This window comes from Aeromonas salmonicida (genome assembly GCF_028355655.1).
GTDB lineage: Bacteria > Pseudomonadota > Gammaproteobacteria > Enterobacterales > Aeromonadaceae > Aeromonas > Aeromonas salmonicida.
In genome coordinates, this window is sequence record NZ_CP110645.1 from 1,899,896 (window position 1) to 1,915,456 (window position 15,561).

The following is a 15,561-nucleotide window of genomic DNA, read 5'->3' on the forward strand; positions in this document are numbered from 1 at the left end:
CCGCAAGGCTGCGGCTTGAATGTCACAATCTATTTACATCTTTTGGTGGAGAACCCCGAGAAACTATCTGAAACCCGCCTCTTCTCTTCTGCCGCGTACCTGCATCTAATGAAACAAGTTGTTAACAATACCTGTTTGACGGGATCGGCGGTCAGGCCGTCGCCCCAGGTCAATCCGCTTTAACCACTTTCAGTCATCAGCACATTGCAAGGAGCGCATCATGACGACCACTTCCTCCTCTTCCCGTTCCCACACCATCAATCCCCTCGGCTCGGATGGCTTCGAATTCGTCGAGTACACGGCGCCGGATGCCAAGGGCATTGCCGCCCTCAAGGCGTTGTTCGTTTCACTGGGTTTTGCCGAAGTGGCAAAGCACAAGCACAAGCAGTGCTGGCTCTATCGTCAGGGTGACATCAACTTCGTGGTCAACGCCGAGCCACACTCCCAGGCGGAGCAGTTCGCCAGCCTGCACGGGCCCAGTGTGTGCGGCATGGCATTTCGGGTGGCGGATGCGGGCAAGGCCCAGCAATACGCCATCACCAAGGGGGCCAAGCCCTTCGTCGGCAAGATAGGGCCCATGGAGCTCAACATTCCCGCCATCTATGGCATAGGCGAGAGCACACTGTCGTTTGTCGACCGCTACGGCGACAAGGGCTCCATCTATGACGTGGATTTTGTGTTTTACCCCGACTGGCAGGCGCGCATGGCCGAGGTGGACGCCGGGCTCTACGAGATCGATCACCTGACCCACAACGTCCAGCGTGGCAACATGGATGTCTGGTCGAACTTCTATGAGCGGATCGGCAATTTCCGGGAAATTCGCTACTTCGACATAGAGGGCAAGCTGACCGGCCTGCACTCTCGTGCCATGACGGCCCCCTGCGGCAAAATCCGCATCCCCATCAACGAATCCTCCGATGACAAGTCCCAAATCGAGGAGTACCTGCGCCAGTACAAGGGGGAGGGGATCCAGCACATAGCGCTCGCTTCCAGTGACATCTACCAGACCATCCGTACCCTGCGTGGCCGTGGTACCGGTTTTATGCCGACCCCGGACACCTACTACGAGAAGGTCAACAGCCGGGTCGAGGGCCATCAGGAAGATCTGGCCTCCCTCAAGGATCTGCAGATCCTCATCGATGGTTCTCCCACCAAGGACGGCATACTGCTGCAGATCTTCACCGACACCGTCATAGGCCCTGTGTTCTTCGAGATCATTCAGCGCAAGGGCAATGAAGGGTTTGGCGAGGGCAATTTCCAGGCACTGTTCGAATCCATTGAACTGGACCAGATCCGCCGTGGTGTGCTGCATGGAGAACCCAGCGATGCGTAACTGGATAAGCTTTCCCCATCGGGAGGGGACCCACTCCCGTCAGGCTCATGCCGACCTGCCAGAGCAGGCCATCTATGAGCGCGAACTGGGGCGGGCCGGTTTCTTCGGCCCCGCCACCCACATGCACCACAAGCATGCTCCCACCGACTGGACCAACTGGGAGGGGCCGCTGCGGCCGAGGGCGTTTGACTTGAACGGCTTGCAGGAGGAGGTGAGTTCCCTCTCCCCCTGGGTGATGCCGGATATTCTGCACAATGCTCACTGCCGCTACCGGATGTGGCGCTTGTGTGATCCTATGCCGTTTCTGGTGCGCAATGCCGACGGTGACGAGCTGCTGTTCATCCACGAGGGCAGTGGCGAGTTTTATTGCGACTACGGCCATCTGACCCTGCGGGACGGTGACTATGTGGTGATCCCCCGTGGCACCATGTGGCGCATCGAGCCCACGGCGCCCATGTTCATCCTGATGATAGAGGCGACCAACGACAGCTATCAGCTGCCGGACAAGGGGCTGGTGGGCAATCACGCCATCTTTGACCCGGCGGCGCTGGATGTGCCCGCCATCAATGAACGCTTTCTGGCCCAGCAGGATGAAAATCCCTGGTCGCTGCAGGTCAAGCGCCACAATCAGGTGTCGGTCATCACCTGGCCCTTCAATCCGCTGGATGCCCAGGGCTGGCACGGGGACTTGTGCGTGGTGCGCCTCAACTGGCGCGACATTCGCCCGCTGATGAGCCACCGCTACCACTTGCCGCCCTCGGCCCACTCCACCTTCGTGGCGAGCCGGTTCGTCATCTGTACCTTCGTGCCGCGCCCCATAGAGAGTGACCCCGGCGCCCTCAAGGTGCCCTTCTACCACAGCAACGACGACTACGACGAGGTGCTCTTCTATCACGCAGGGGACTTCTTCAGTCGGGACAATATCGAGCGGGGCATGGTTACCTTCCATCCCGCAGGCTTTACCCACGGCCCCCATCCCAAGGCGTTTGCGGCGGGGCAGGCCTATGCCAAGAAGTTCACCGACGAGGTGGCCGTGATGCTGGATACCCGTGATGCGCTGAACGTCGGCAGCCTGTGTGAGGGGATAGAAAACCCGCGCTACGTCAGCAGCTGGCAGCGTCCCGAACTTTCGACTGCCACTGGCAAATAAGGATTTTTATGAAACTTGCAACCTTGAACAATGGCAAGCGCGATGGCGCCCTGGTGGTGGTCAGCCGCGACTTGAGCCGTGCGGTGCGGGTGCCATCCATCGCCCCCACCCTGCAGGCGGCGCTGGATGAGTGGGCACAAACGGCCCCGCACCTTGCCGCCGTCTATCAGACCCTCAACGATGGCACCTGTGCCGATGCCTTCCCGTTTGATGAGAGTGAGTGCCTCTCGCCCTTGCCCCGTGCCTACCAATGGGCCGACGGCAGCGCCTACGTCAACCATGTGGAGCTGGTGCGCAAGGCCCGCGGCGCTGAGATGCCGGAAAGCTTCTGGCACGATCCCCTGATCTACCAGGGCGGCTCGGACTGCTTCCTGGCTCCCCGTGGTCCCATCGTCATGGGATCGGAGGCCTGGGGTATCGATTTCGAGTCGGAAGTGGCCATCATCACGGATGACGTGCCCATGGGCACCAGCCCGCAGGCGGCGGCCGCCCACGTCAAGCTGCTGATGCTGGTAAACGACGTGAGTTTGCGCAACCTCATCCCGGGCGAGCTGGCCAAGGGTTTTGGCTTCTTCCAGTCCAAACCGTCGAGCGCCTTCTCGCCGGTGGCCATCACCCCGGACGAGCTGGGCAGTGACTGGCAGGAGGGCAAGGTGCATCTGCCGCTGGAAACGCACCTCAACGGCGCGCTGTTTGGCGCGCCCAATGCCGGGGTGGACATGACCTTCAACTTCTTCGAGCTGATTGCCCATGCCGCCAAAACCCGGCCGCTCGGGGCGGGCTGCATTATCGGCTCCGGTACTGTCTCCAACTATGACCGCAGCGCCGGTTCCTCCTGCCTCGCCGAGCGGCGGATGTTGGAAATTATCGAGTCCGGTCAAGCCACTACACCCTTTCTGTGCTTTGGTGATACAGTGTCCATCGCGATGCAGGATCGCAACGGGATGAGTCTGTTCGGCACCATTTTGCAAAAAGTCACGCAACAGGATGCCAGCCAGACGAAGTGAATAAGCCAGCGCGGACACAGGGCCGACTGGTGAACGGCAGGTGCCCGTGCACCTGCCAACACAGGGACAGATTATGTTGCAGTTGTTTGGATATTGGCGTTCATCGGCAAGTTATCGGGTACGGATAGTCATGCAGCTCAAGGGGCTCGATTATGAGTATCACCCGGTCAACTTGAGGCAGGGCGAGCAGCGCGAGAAGGCCTATCATCGAGTCAACCCCCAGGGGCTGGTGCCCTTTCTTATCGACGGGGATGTGCAGTTCGGTCAGTCGGTTGCCATCATGGAGTACCTCGACGAAACCTATCCCGCCTATCCGCTGATGCCCTCGGCCGCCCAGGCGCGGGCCAGGGTGCGCCAGATAGTCAACATGATCGCCTGCGACACGCACCCCCTCGACAACCTGCGGGTGCTGACCTATCTGGAGCAGGATCTGGGGCTGGGCAAGGCGCAGCGTGATGCCTGGTATCGCCACTGGATTGACGAGACCTTCAGGGTGCTCGAACCCTTGCTGATGACCACGGCCGGCGTCTATTGCGTCGGCAACGAGGTGACTCTGGCAGATTGCATGCTGGTGCCCCAGGTCTACAACGCCCGCCGCTACGACATGACCCTGGATGAGTACCCCACCATTGCGCGCATCGTTGCCAACTGCGAGCAGCTGCAGGCCTTTATCAAGGCGGCTCCCGCCAATCAGCCGGATGCGCAGGGGTAAGCATTATTTTTGCATCCACACCAACATTAGAAGGAGTTAATGATGGGAATTAAACCCGGTCCAAAAAGAAAAAATGAAGATGGCACGCCAGATAAACGGCAACGGGTTACGCCTGAAAAGAAAAAAGAACATCCGGATCTGAAACCTCACAAACACAAACCAGGTCATTGATAAAAAAGCAGCTTTAATAAGCTGCTTTTTTGTTGCATCTAGAAATATTATCCCGATATGCTTCACTATTTTGCACGAAGATATAGAACTTTTAACATCGAACCAGGGGCCAATCTTTCTTCAGTTAAGAAGAGTTCTGTTTTTGCTTTGACAAGTTCTGATAGCTTCTTGTAGCCATATAGCCTCGAGTCAAAGTCAGGCTGTAGTTTGGTTAGGTAACTACCAAAAGTTCCTAATTGTGCCCACCCAGCATCATCACTTGATTGCTCTAATGCGGCCAATATAAAGCTTGCGGGGAATGGTGGTTTAGTATCTGTGGTATTAGAAGGGACGGGGGCTAGCTTCTGACCACTTTCAACCTTTTTATCGGACAAACTTATCTCGGTTGTGGCTCCTGGACGAAGGAATTCAGTAAATATAAATTTATGACAGGCATTGCGGAAGGCATCTGGTGTCTTTTTCTCACCAAAGCCAAGGACAGTAAGCCCCTCTTCGCGCAATCGCATTGCGAGGCCAGTAAAATCAGAGTCACTTGTAATCAGACAAAAGCCATCGAACTTTCGAGTATAGAGTAAATCCATTGCATCGATAATTAGAGTGCTGTCCGTGGCGTTTTTACCTGTCGTATATGCAAATTGTTGGATAGGTTTTATGGCGTGTTGCTGTAGCACCTTTTTCCACGACGCACTTGTTGGAGCGGTGAAATCACCGTATATACGTTTTACAGTGGCCTCTCCAAACCGTGCTATTTCTGCCAGCAACCCCTCAATAACTGCTGCTTGGGCATTGTCTGCGTCAATGAGCACAGCCAAACGGAGGGTAGGTTCTTCAGCTTCAATTTTTGCAACCAGTCGTGGTGATACCAAGGTAGCTCCTATTTTCTGATGATGTCAGCCTATGTATCTAGGTGTCATAAACACGTTAATCATCTTACTCAGCCTGAGCAATGTCATCCATTAGATTAATAGGGAAACGATCAGAGATAGTTGGTTTTTTGCATTGACGTGTTTTGATTACGATCTTAGAAAAACAAAAGCCCCTCGAAAGGGGCTTGGTTATCTCGCAGTGAAACTGTCCGCTGGCGTTATCAGTAACTCTGCTGGTGGACGTCCATCACGGCGCGGCCGGACGGATCGGCCATCTCCTTGAACTTGGCATCCCACTCCAATGCGGTCGGAGTGGAGCAGGCGACCGACTTGCCGTAGGGCACGGTGCGGGCGGCGGACTCCAGCGGGAAGTGCTCGTCGAAGATTGCGCGATAAAAATAGGCCTCCTTGGTGAGCGGTGTGTTGACGGGGAAGCGGAACGCCGCCGCCTCGAACATCTGGTCCGTCACTTCGGTCTCGACCATGGCCTTGAGGCTGTCAATCCAGGAGTAACCCACGCCGTCGGAGAACTGCTCCTTCTGGCGCCATGCCACTTCGTGGGGCAACAGCTCCTCGAACGCTTCGCGCAGTATGTGCTTCTCGATCTTGCCGTTGCCGCACATCTTGTCAGCAGGGTTGAGGCGCATCGCCACGTCCATGAACTCCTTGTCGAGGAAGGGCACGCGGCCTTCCACGCCCCAGGCGGCCATGGACTTGTTGGCCCGCAGGCAGTCATAGAGATGCAGGGAGGCGAGCTTGCGCACGTTCTCTTCGTGGAACTCTTTGGCGTTGGGCGCCTTATGGAAGTAGAGGTAGCCACCGAACAGCTCGTCGGAACCTTCACCGGAGAGCACCATTTTGATGCCCATCGCCTTGATGTAACGGGCCATCAGGTACATGGGGGTAGAGGCGCGGATGGTGGTGACGTCATAGGTCTCGAGGTGATAGATGACGTCCCGCAGGGCATCCAGACCCTCTTGCACTGTGAAGTGGATCTGGTGGTGTATGGTGCCGAGGTGATCGGCCACCTTGCGGGCGGCGGCGAGATCCGGCGAGCCTTCCAGGCCGACTGCGAAGGAGTGCAGCTGCGGCCACCAGGCCTCGCTCTTGCCATCGTCTTCCACCCGGCGGGCGGCGTAGATCTTGGTGATGGCGGAGATGACGGACGAATCCAGCCCGCCGGAGAGCAGCACGCCATAGGGCACGTCGCACATCAGCTGACGCTTGACGGCCGCTTCCAGCGCGGCTTTCAGTTCCGCTCTGTCGCTGACCTTGTGCTCGACCGCGCCGTATTCCATCCAGTCGCGCTTGTACCACTGTTTAAGCTCGCCATCCTTGCTCCAGAGGTAATGTCCGGGCGGGAAGGTTTCGACGCTCTTGCACACGGGCACCAGGGCTTTCATCTCGGAGGCGACATAGAAGTTGCCGTGCTCGTCGCGACCGGTATAGAGGGGGATGATCCCCATGTGGTCACGACCAATCAGGTAGGCATCCTGCTCGGCGTCATAGAGGATGAAGGCGAAGATGCCGTTGAGATCGTCCAAAAAGGCGGGGCCCTTCTCCTTGTAGAGTGCCAGCAGCACCTCGCAGTCGGAGTGGGTCTGGAACTGGAAGTCGACCTTGAGGTTCTTCTCGAGTTCCTTGTGGTTGTAGATCTCGCCGTTGACGGCCAATACGTGAGTGCGCTCCGGGTTGTAGAGCGGCTGGGCGCCATTGCCCGGATCAACGATGGCCAGGCGCTCGTGCACCAGTATGGCTTTGTCTGTGCTGTAGACGCCGGACCAGTCAGGACCGCGGTGACGCAATCGCTTGGACATCTCCAGGGCCGATTTGCGCAAGGCTGCTGCATCGGATTTGATGTCCAGAATGCCGAAAATAGAACACATTGGCGGTAATCCTCTTGATTTTTATAGGAGCCCCCCACATACGGGCTCGAAATTCCATTTACATTCCTCGTCAATCACAATGCCTAGCGCAAAACCCTTTTGCAAGCGGGAAAACCGCAGAAAATCATGCCGTAAACGTCAAGCAGACGGGCAGATGGGTTGAGTGGAAAAACAGGGCGAGTTGACGCCAGCGTCAAGCGGTGGCGGGCTCGAAGATCACATAGACCTTGCGACAGGGGGTGAGTGTCTCCCACTCCCCGACAAAGCCCGCCGGAATAACGAACTGATCCCCCGGTTTGAGGGCAAGTTGCCCCCCCAGGCTGTCGTGGATCACCACATCCCCTTCCAGCAGCTGGCAATATTCGTGCTCCGTGTAGTGGATGGCCCAGCGCCCCGGCTCGCAGGCCCAGAAGCCCACGTGAAACTGCTGGCTCGGATCCGAGTAGTGGTTCCAGACAGTTTGCTCAGGGTTGCCCGCTTTAATGCGCTCGGTTGGGGGCGTGAGCGGGGTGGGGGAGACTGCGTGCTGGTTGAGCAGTACCCAGTCGTTGAGGGTTTTCATGGTGCATCCTTGCCAATGGTGAGTGAGAGATTGAGAGTGCGGGGCCATCCTGGCCCCGCACTCGTTTAGTTTGTTTAACAATGTTGGCGTTAAGTTAAACGAGGTGGCCACTCCTTGACAAGGGGGGCCTCGGTGCCGAGTGGCTGCAACTCCCTGATGACGTGGCGAGCGAAGCCGCTGCCTGCCTCGTCGTAGACGTTGAACACTGCATCGACGCCCTGTTCACGCAGGGAGGCGATATCATCCTCGAAGCGGACTATGGCTGCTATCTTGCCGTGAAAACCGTGGCTGCGCAGCTTGTCGATGGCGTAGAGGTTGCCCGAGTGGTGGGGCATGGCGAGGATCACCAGCTGAACCTGATGGGAGAGGATCACCTTGTCCCAGAAGTCGGTATCGGTGGCATCCCCTTCCAGCACGTTCATCCCCTGTTCGCGCAGCAGGGGGGCCTTGTCCCCGTTGTTTTCGACCCCCAGTATGACGTTGCCATATTTGCGCTCCAGCTCATGATAGGCGCCCTGTCCGATGCGCCCCATGCCGAGGATGATCACCTCTGCATCCCCCAGTTCGATGGGCCTGTCATCCAGGTGCAGGGTGTCAGATTGCAGGCGGCGCAACCAGGGGCCTATGTGCTGATAGATCCACTCGCTGTAGCTATTGAGCGGGGCCGACAGCATGAAGCTGCCCGCCAGCGCCAGCGAGAGGGCGACCAGCCATTCGTGGGAGAGCCAGCCCGCCTTGGCGGCAATGGCGGCCACAATCAGGCCGAACTCAGAGTAGTTGGTGAGAGCCAGCGTCGAGAGCAACGCGGTTCGCACCCGCAGCCGGGCACCGCTGTAGACCAGATAGTAGAGGGCGCTTTTGAGCGGAAGTGCCAGCATCAGCACCAGTGCCATCCACATGGTTTCCTGGGTCGGCATGCCGTTGAGGCCGATGGAGAGGAAAAAGCAGATGAGGAACAGATCCTTGAGGCTGAACAGGGATTTTGCCATCCCCGCCGCCGCCGGGTGGGATGCCAGCAACATGCCGATCACCAGGGCCCCCAAGTCCGGCTTCAAGCCGACAGCCTCAAAGGCGGCGGCCCCCAGCACCAGGGCCAGGGTGATCCCCATCAGCATCTGCAATTCACCGTGACCGGCCCGCTCCAGCAGCTTGAACAGCAGGGGGCGCAGGAAGGGCAGCGCCAGTATCCAGATCGCCCAGATGCTGGGTAATTTGCCGGTGGAGGCGGTCAGAAAGCCCACCGCGAAGATGTCCTGCATGATCAGCACCCCGATGGCCAGCTTGGCATAGAGGGCATTCATGTCGCTGCGATCCTCCAGCACCTTGACCGCAAAAACGGTACTGGAAAAAGAGAGGGCAAACCCGAGCATGATGGCGTGGGGCCACTCCAGATCCAGCATCAAGGTCATGCCGAGCCCCTTGCAGACGAGCAGGATCACCCAGAACAGGCCGCTGGAGAGCAGGATATGGACGGTGGCGGTGCCCCATACGTCCCGGCGCAGCAAGGTCTTGATGTTGAGCTTGAGGCCTATGGTGAACAGCATCAGGGTCACCCCCAGCTCTGCCACCGTCGTCAGCACTTCGGAGCTTTGATAGCCGAGGGCATTGAGCACAAAACCGGCGGCGAGAAAACCGATCAGGGGAGGCAGCCCCACCAGGTTGACCAGCATGCCGCAGGCGAAGGCGACGGCAATGAAGAGCGGTTCCATGGATGACTCCTGTGATCACATCAGACGATATCGATATCCACGACTGAGTCGAAGATGTGGTTCGGGCGAAACGGCATGCGATCGACATCCGCGACCTTGCTCACCCCGGAGAGCACCAGCACGGTTTCGAGACCAGCCTGGAAGCCCGCCAGAATATCGGTGCGCAGGTTGTCGCCGATGATGATGGTGTCGTCGGAGTGGGCTTCCATCCGGTTCAATGCCGCGCGAATGATCCAGGCGCTCGGCTTGCCCACATAAAACGGCTTCTTGCCCGTCATCCGCTCTATGGGGGCGCAGAGGGCGCCGCAGGCCGGATGCATCATGGGGCCATGGGTATCGGGGTTGGTGGCGATGAAGCGGGCCCCCTGATCCACAAACTTGGCCCCCAGCTGCATCATGGTCCAGTTGTAGTTGCGGGTCTCGCCCACGACCACGAAGTCGGGGTCTATGTCGGTGATGGTGAAACCGGCCTTGTAGAGCTCGTGGGTCAGGGCCCCCTCACCAATCACATAGGCCTTCTTGCCATCCTGGCGTTTGAGAAAATCGGCTGTGCCCATGGCGGAGGTGTAGAAGCACTCCTCCGGTACTTCGATCCCGGCGGAGCGGAAGCGGTTTTGCAGATCTTTCTGGGTCTGGGCCGGGTAGTTGGTGAGGAACAACAGCTTGGTGCCCTGTTCCAGCAGACGGTGGACGAAGCGGTCGGCACCGGGGATGAGATCGTTGTTGTGCAGAATGACGCCGTCGATGTCACAGATGACGCTTTTTTTCATGGGAACTCCTTTGTATAGGGCACAAGAGTGAACGCGGGGCGGACGCCAACTCTTAATATCTTCAATCAGTTATGTTGTTTTTGTGACGCCATTATAAGTCGGTTTGATGACAAGTCTCCCCCTACCAGGCGAGATAGGTACACAATGAAAAGGGAGAGGGAAGGGATCCGCTCTGCAAGTGGCAGGTCTCGCTGTCTGTGTGCTGATGGAGCCGTCATCATGGATAACTTTATTGCCGGTTTGCCCAAGCTGGAGTTGCACCTGCATATAGAGGGGTCACTCGAGCCGGAGCTGATGTGTATGCTGGCCGCCCGCAACGGGGTGGCGCTGCCCTGGTCCGACGTGGTGAGCGTGCGCGCCGCCTATGACTTTGACTGTCTGCAATCCTTCCTCGATCTCTACTACCTTGGCGCCAGCGTACTCATCACAGAGCAGGATTTTTTCGATCTCACCTGGGCCTATCTCAAGCGCTGCGCCGCCGACAAGGTGGTGCATGTGGAGATCTTCTTCGACCCGCAAACCCACACCGCCCGAGGCATCCCCTTTGCCACCGTGCTGGGGGGCATAGAACGGGCGCTGCAGGCGGGGGAGCGGGAGCTGGGTATCAGCTGGCGGCTTATCATGAGTTTTCTGCGTCATCTGAGTGAAGAGGCGGCGTTCGCCACCCTGGATGACGCCATGCCTTTTCTCACCCGCATTCACGGCATTGGTCTCGATTCGGGGGAGAAGGGCAATCCCCCCGCCAAGTTTGCCCGGGTCTTTGCCCGTTGTCGCGAGCTGGGGCTGCCGGTGGTGGCCCATGCAGGCGAAGAAGGGCCGGCCGAGTATATCTGGCAGGCCATCCATGAGCTGCAGGTACGCCGCATCGATCACGGGGTGCGCTGCGTCGATGATCCCGACCTGCTGCGTTATCTGGCCGATACCCGGTTGCCGCTCACCGTCTGCCCCCTTTCAAATACCCGTCTCAGGGTGTTTGAGCTCATGGCCCATCACAATGTGCTGACCCTGCTGGAGCAGGGGCTGTGCGTCACCATCAACTCCGACGATCCCGCCTATTTTGGCGGCTACATGGCAGCCAACTTCCACGCCTTGGCCCATGATCTTGGCGCCAGCATGAACCAGCTTTGCCGCTTGTCGCTCAATGCCGTCGAGGCGAGCTGGCTCAGCCTGGCGGACAAGGCGCGGCTGACCCGGGAAATAAGAAGCTACGCAGCCTGTTACGGTGTGGCCCTCTACTGACCCCTGGCTCGCTGGCGCCACACCCCAAAAAACGCGCCCGCATCAATAGCGGGCGCGTTTTACTGTGCGGCTTTGTGACCGAGGTGGGCGGCTTGCCCGTCTCAGGCTGACTGCGTCTCGGCTAGCGCCTGATAGGTCGGGTAGTCGGTCAGTCCCTTCTCATCGCCGCCAAACAGGGTCGCCGGATCGTGGGGGGCGAGGGGGTAGCCGTGGCGCAACCGGTTCGGCAGATCCGGGTTGGCCACGAAGGGACGACCAAAGCCAATCATGTCGGCCCAGCCCGCATTGAGGGCGGCACGCGCCCGCTCACCGTCATACTTGCCCGCATAGATGAGGGTGTTGGGGAAGGCATCTCGCAACCCCTGCTTGAAGTTTTCCGCCATCAGGGGCGCATCGTCCCAGTCCGCTTCGGCGATATGCAGATAGGTGACGTCCAGTTCACCCAGCAAGCGAGCGGCGGCCAGATAGGTCTCTTGCGGGTTGGCATCAACGGTGCCGTTGAGGGTGGTGAGCGGTGCAAGGCGCACTCCGACCCTGTCCGCCCCGATTTCGGCACTGACCGCTTGTGTCACCTCTTTGAGGAAACGCAGGCGATTTTCCAGTGAGCCACCGTAGTTGTCGGTGCGGGTATTGGACTCGGAGTCGAGGAACTGGTTGATGAGGTAACCGTTGGCAGCGTGCAGCTCTATGCCGTCAAAGCCGGCGTTCAGGGCATTGCGAGCCGCTTGGCGGAACTGGCCCACTACCGCATCTATGTCGCTCTGGGTCATGGCGCGCGGGGTTGTGGTCTCGACAAAACCGGGAGCATCGCTGCCGTTATCGACAAATACCCGCACCCCTTCGGCTCTGATGGCAGACGAAGAGATGGGCTGGGCCCCGCCGATATTGTCAGTATGCGTGACGCGGCCCACGTGCCAGAGCTGGGCAAAGATGGTGCCCCCCTTGGCATGGACGGCATCGGTCACCCCCTTCCAGCCCGCTACCTGCTCGGCGCTGTGGATCCCGGGGGTCCAGGCGTAGCCCTTGCCCAGCGGGTCTATCTGGGTGCCTTCGCTGATGATGAGGCCGGCCTCGGCGCGCTGGGCGTAATAGGTTGCCATGATGGCGTTGGCCACGTCACCGGGCTGGCTGGCACGGGAGCGGGTCATGGGGGGCATGACGATGCGGTTGTTAAGGTGCAACTGGCCCAGACGCAGCGGGCAGAACAGGTTGTCGTGGCTCATTTTGTGTTCCTCATGGTGGATTGAGGCCACTCTAGCCCTGCTTTTATTTGTGAAAAAGAGGGGTAATTGCAGAAAAGAATTGCACTTGATGCAGCAATCAAGTGTCAAGCGGCAAACAGCCATAAAAAAGAGGGCCGATTGGCCCTCTTTTTTGGTTGGTCGTGCCGTTCGTGTGATCAGGGGTTCAACGGTGTGACGCGCACCCGTTCGATGCGACGCTCGCTGACTTCGATCACCTCGAAATGCAACTGCTGCAATTGCAGCTGCTGGCCCGGAGTCGGCAGTGTGCCGAAGTGGGAGAGCAGCATGCCCGCGAGCGTCACGTATTCATCGCTGTCACTCACCAGCCCCTCGTATTCCAGCACCTGCTCCACATGGTGGATGTTGGTACTGCCATTGATGAGCCAGCTCTCGCCATCACGCACCATGTCCGGGGTTTCGTCTTCATCAGGCAGCTCGCCGACGATGGCTTCCAGCAGATCGTGGGTGGTCACCAGCCCCTGGATGACGCCAAACTCGTCGGCGACCAGAATGAGGCTGCCTTTGGCCTTGCGCAGCTCTGCCAGCAAGCGGATCACGTTGATGGTCTGGGGCACGATAATGGGGTCATTCTGTTTGGCCAGCTCGGTCAGGGACTGGCCCTCGTTGAGGGCAAACAACAGATCCCGCGCCTTGAGCACCCCTATGACCTCGTCCAGATCGCCGTCACAAACCGGGAACAGGCTGTGGGGTTCCCGTTGCAACACGGCACGGATCTCTTCGACCGAGTCATTGACGTCGATCCAGGCCATGTCGGAGCGAGGGGTCATGATGGTGCGGATGGATCGATCGGCAAGGGACAGTACCCCGGTTACCATGTAGCGCTCCTCCTCCCCGAAGCTCAGCGGCTGAGGTGTCGGTGCATCCAGATCATCATCCGGCCTGTCCTGATACGCCTTGCTGCCCATCAGTTTGAAGATGGCGGCCGTGGTGCGCTCGCGCAGGGGCAACTTGGCCTCATGACGCTCTGCGCTGCGCTGGGACAACTGGTTGAAGAACTCGATAAGCACGGAGAAACCGATGGCCGCGTAGAGGTAGCCCTTGGGAATATGGAAACCGAACCCTTCCGCCACCAGGCTGAAGCCTATCATCAGCAGGAAGCTCAGGCAGAGCACCACCACTGTGGGGTGGGCGTTGACGAAGCGGGTCAGCGGCTTTGACGCGAGCACCATCACCGCCATGGCGATGGTGACGGCCGCCATCATGACCCAGAGATGTTCCACCATGCCCACTGCCGTGATGATGGAGTCCAGCGAGAAGATGGCATCCAGCACCAGGATCTGGGTGATCACCACGCCAAAGCTGGCATAGACGCCGACCGGGCCATCTTCTGGTTGTTTGGCTTCCAGCCGCTCATGGAGCTCGGTGGTGGCCTTGAACAGCAGGAACAGGCCGCCGCCCATCAGGATGAGATCCCGACCGGAGAAGGCAAAATCACCGAGGTGAAGGATGGGTGTGGTCAAGGTGACCAACCATGACATCACGCTGAGCAGGCCCAGGCGCATCAGCAGCGCCAGTGAAAGGCCAATGATACGGGCACGATCCCGCTGGGCGGGGGGCAGTTTTTTCACCAGGATGGCGATGAAGACCAGGTTGTCTATCCCGAGCACGATTTCCAGAATGATCAGGGTAAACAGACCAACCCAGATGTGGGGATCCAGCAGCAATTCCATGTAATGACCTCAATAAATACAGACAGAGCGGGTATCAGTCACGGCAACAGTGGCCGCGGCAGTGCAAGGCAATGGCGTTATTCAGAGGCGCTGATGAAGCAGGTAAAGACAGAGTTTGACAGGAAGAAACGAAAGGTAACTTCGGGGGTTGTCCATGATGGGCAATAAAACCTCGGGTTAAAAATGAGCCCTGATGATAGCGAGAATCGGCGCTTTGGCAAGAGCAGGGCGATGAAGATGTGATGACGCAGGGGAGGCAGCCTGGCTGCACTCCCCCTGTGGGTCGTTACAACCAGCGTTTTTCGCGGGTGAAGCAGACCGAGAGCCAGGCATCCCCCAGGGTATCGCCGAGGCGTGACCAGAGCTCCTGGCGCAGGGCATCCTGGCGCTCGACAGGCCACTCCTGCCCCGGTGCCACCAGTATGTTCAACTCCAGATCGAAGCGACGACCGCTCTTGGCCAGATGGCTGTAGCACTCGATTCCATGGCGCTGGCGCAGGGCTTCAATTTCGCTGGCGACCCGCTGGGATACATCCCCCTTGGGGGCAATCTTCAACACTTCTCGCAGATTGCGGCCGAGCACCTTGATGGGAATGAGGGTGGCGCACAGGGCCAGCAGAGAGACCAGCATGGGGTCTATGTAACGGTTGTATTGACCATGGCCCATGGCATCGAGGCCCATGGCGACCAGAAAGCCCACCAGCAGGGTGGCGCTTAAAATGGTGTCGACCAGCCACTCTTCGGAATCGACGCGCACCAGCTCCGAGTTGAACCGCTTGGCCATTCGCGCCTCGACAACATAGATAAGTGCACACAAGAAGGTGGAAATGGCGGCGCAGATGAGGGCGTGACCGAGATCTATCTCGCGACCACCGGCCAGCAGGGAGGTGATGCCGCTGTAGAGGGCGCCGAGACAGAGCAGCAAAATGATGATCCCGTTGATGACGTTGGCAATGGGCTCGAAGTGAGCGTAGCCATACTGAAAGCGGTCATCGGAGGGGCGGGTAACCAGGTAGGCGGTAACCAGACCAAGGCCTGTCATGCCCATGCTGAACAGGCTGAAGATGCCATCGAGCATGATGGCGTGGGAGCCAACCAGCAGACCATAGCCAATCCCGAAGATGGCAAAGGCGATGCTGCCGAACAGTGACAGGGTCAAGGCCTGTTTCTCTGTGGTAATAAACGTACTGATAACATGGCTGTGGTGAGCCATAACAATCC

The 15,561-nt window shown here is 58.7% G+C and carries 14 protein-coding genes; 6 read left to right on the forward strand and 8 right to left on the reverse strand.

What is annotated here, in order from left to right:
• Positions 1-220 precede the first annotated feature (220 nt).
• The 5 genes from hppD to ONZ54_RS09220 all read left to right on the forward strand — a co-directional run bounded on the left by hppD (position 221) and on the right by ONZ54_RS09220 (position 4,373).
• Complete coding sequence (gene hppD / locus ONZ54_RS09200) at positions 221-1,333, forward strand: 4-hydroxyphenylpyruvate dioxygenase (RefSeq protein WP_058395467.1); 1,113 nt, start codon at positions 221-223, stop codon at positions 1,331-1,333.
• On the forward strand, positions 1,326-2,483 hold the full coding sequence (locus ONZ54_RS09205) for a homogentisate 1,2-dioxygenase (protein ID WP_271774716.1): 1,158 nt from the start codon (positions 1,326-1,328) through the stop codon (positions 2,481-2,483). Before hppD ends, ONZ54_RS09205 begins: the two co-directional genes overlap by 8 nt.
• Positions 2,484-2,491: 8 nt before the next feature.
• The gene (locus tag ONZ54_RS09210) at positions 2,492-3,490 is read left to right on the forward strand and encodes a fumarylacetoacetate hydrolase family protein (RefSeq protein WP_155604065.1); all 999 of its coding nucleotides are present in this window, start codon (positions 2,492-2,494) and stop codon (positions 3,488-3,490) included.
• A gap of 73 nt (positions 3,491-3,563) precedes the next feature.
• Positions 3,564-4,202, forward strand: coding sequence for a maleylacetoacetate isomerase (gene maiA / locus ONZ54_RS09215; RefSeq protein ID WP_166541731.1), 639 nt, complete (start codon positions 3,564-3,566; stop codon positions 4,200-4,202).
• 39 nt (positions 4,203-4,241) lie between these two features.
• On the forward strand, positions 4,242-4,373 hold the full coding sequence (locus tag ONZ54_RS09220) for a hypothetical protein (RefSeq protein WP_265342293.1): 132 nt from the start codon (positions 4,242-4,244) through the stop codon (positions 4,371-4,373).
• A gap of 65 nt (positions 4,374-4,438) precedes the next feature.
• On the opposite strand, the gene ONZ54_RS09225 is transcribed toward ONZ54_RS09220, so the two are convergent.
• The 5 genes from ONZ54_RS09225 to ONZ54_RS09245 form a co-directional block, all read right to left on the reverse strand.
• Positions 4,439-5,239, reverse strand: a complete 801-nt coding sequence (locus ONZ54_RS09225) for an NYN domain-containing protein (protein ID WP_155603449.1) — start codon at positions 5,237-5,239, stop codon at positions 4,439-4,441.
• 221 nt (positions 5,240-5,460) lie between these two features.
• Positions 5,461-7,125 (reverse strand): asparagine synthase B, encoded by a 1,665-nt coding sequence (asnB, locus tag ONZ54_RS09230; protein WP_212539931.1) that lies wholly within the window; start codon positions 7,123-7,125, stop codon positions 5,461-5,463.
• A gap of 193 nt (positions 7,126-7,318) precedes the next feature.
• Positions 7,319-7,687 carry a cupin domain-containing protein gene (locus ONZ54_RS09235; protein ID WP_256684143.1) on the reverse strand — a complete coding sequence of 123 codons (369 nt, stop codon included), beginning with the start codon at positions 7,685-7,687 and terminating at the stop codon, positions 7,319-7,321.
• 89 nt (positions 7,688-7,776) lie between these two features.
• A complete protein-coding gene (locus ONZ54_RS09240; protein WP_058395459.1) occupies positions 7,777-9,396 on the reverse strand; it encodes a cation:proton antiporter family protein in 1,620 nt (539 codons plus the stop codon).
• A gap of 20 nt (positions 9,397-9,416) precedes the next feature.
• Complete coding sequence (locus tag ONZ54_RS09245; protein ID WP_096118311.1) at positions 9,417-10,166, reverse strand: HAD-IIA family hydrolase; 750 nt, start codon at positions 10,164-10,166, stop codon at positions 9,417-9,419.
• Positions 10,167-10,385: 219 nt separating this feature from the next.
• On the opposite strand from ONZ54_RS09245, the gene ONZ54_RS09250 reads away from it, so the two are divergent.
• On the forward strand, positions 10,386-11,405 hold the full coding sequence (locus tag ONZ54_RS09250) for an adenosine deaminase (RefSeq protein WP_271787999.1): 1,020 nt from the start codon (positions 10,386-10,388) through the stop codon (positions 11,403-11,405).
• A gap of 101 nt (positions 11,406-11,506) precedes the next feature.
• Here ONZ54_RS09250 and ONZ54_RS09255 read toward each other — a convergent pair whose 3' ends face one another.
• The 3 genes from ONZ54_RS09255 to ONZ54_RS09265 form a co-directional block, all read right to left on the reverse strand.
• Positions 11,507-12,628, reverse strand: a complete 1,122-nt coding sequence (locus ONZ54_RS09255) for an alkene reductase (protein ID WP_271788000.1) — start codon at positions 12,626-12,628, stop codon at positions 11,507-11,509.
• Positions 12,629-12,804: 176 nt separating this feature from the next.
• Positions 12,805-14,340 (reverse strand): TerC family protein, encoded by a 1,536-nt coding sequence (locus tag ONZ54_RS09260; RefSeq protein WP_058395455.1) that lies wholly within the window; start codon positions 14,338-14,340, stop codon positions 12,805-12,807.
• Positions 14,341-14,626: 286 nt separating this feature from the next.
• The gene (locus tag ONZ54_RS09265; protein ID WP_099992763.1) at positions 14,627-15,553 is read right to left on the reverse strand and encodes a cation diffusion facilitator family transporter; all 927 of its coding nucleotides are present in this window, start codon (positions 15,551-15,553) and stop codon (positions 14,627-14,629) included.
• Positions 15,554-15,561: the final 8 nt, after the last annotated feature.

What these genes read in the sequence shown, in the direction of transcription:
- ONZ54_RS09220 (WP_265342293.1), top strand. Translation starts at nt 4,242, where the DNA reads ATGATGGGAATTAAACCCGGTCCAAAAAGAAAAAATGAAGATGGCACG.
- hppD (WP_058395467.1), top strand. Translation starts at nt 221, where the DNA reads ATGACGACCACTTCCTCCTCTTCCCGTTCCCACACCATCAATCCCCTC.
- ONZ54_RS09265 (WP_099992763.1), bottom strand. Translation starts at nt 15,553, where the DNA reads ATGGCTCACCACAGCCATGTTATCAGTACGTTTATTACCACAGAGAAA.
- ONZ54_RS09240 (WP_058395459.1), bottom strand. Translation starts at nt 9,396, where the DNA reads ATGGAACCGCTCTTCATTGCCGTCGCCTTCGCCTGCGGCATGCTGGTC.
- ONZ54_RS09235 (WP_256684143.1), bottom strand. Translation starts at nt 7,687, where the DNA reads ATGAAAACCCTCAACGACTGGGTACTGCTCAACCAGCACGCAGTCTCC.
- maiA (WP_166541731.1), top strand. Translation starts at nt 3,564, where the DNA reads ATGTTGCAGTTGTTTGGATATTGGCGTTCATCGGCAAGTTATCGGGTA.
- ONZ54_RS09260 (WP_058395455.1), bottom strand. Translation starts at nt 14,340, where the DNA reads ATGGAATTGCTGCTGGATCCCCACATCTGGGTTGGTCTGTTTACCCTG.
- ONZ54_RS09205 (WP_271774716.1), top strand. Translation starts at nt 1,326, where the DNA reads ATGCGTAACTGGATAAGCTTTCCCCATCGGGAGGGGACCCACTCCCGT.
- ONZ54_RS09245 (WP_096118311.1), bottom strand. Translation starts at nt 10,166, where the DNA reads ATGAAAAAAAGCGTCATCTGTGACATCGACGGCGTCATTCTGCACAAC.
- ONZ54_RS09250 (WP_271787999.1), top strand. Translation starts at nt 10,386, where the DNA reads ATGGATAACTTTATTGCCGGTTTGCCCAAGCTGGAGTTGCACCTGCAT.
- ONZ54_RS09210 (WP_155604065.1), top strand. Translation starts at nt 2,492, where the DNA reads ATGAAACTTGCAACCTTGAACAATGGCAAGCGCGATGGCGCCCTGGTG.
- ONZ54_RS09255 (WP_271788000.1), bottom strand. Translation starts at nt 12,628, where the DNA reads ATGAGCCACGACAACCTGTTCTGCCCGCTGCGTCTGGGCCAGTTGCAC.
- asnB (WP_212539931.1), bottom strand. Translation starts at nt 7,125, where the DNA reads ATGTGTTCTATTTTCGGCATTCTGGACATCAAATCCGATGCAGCAGCC.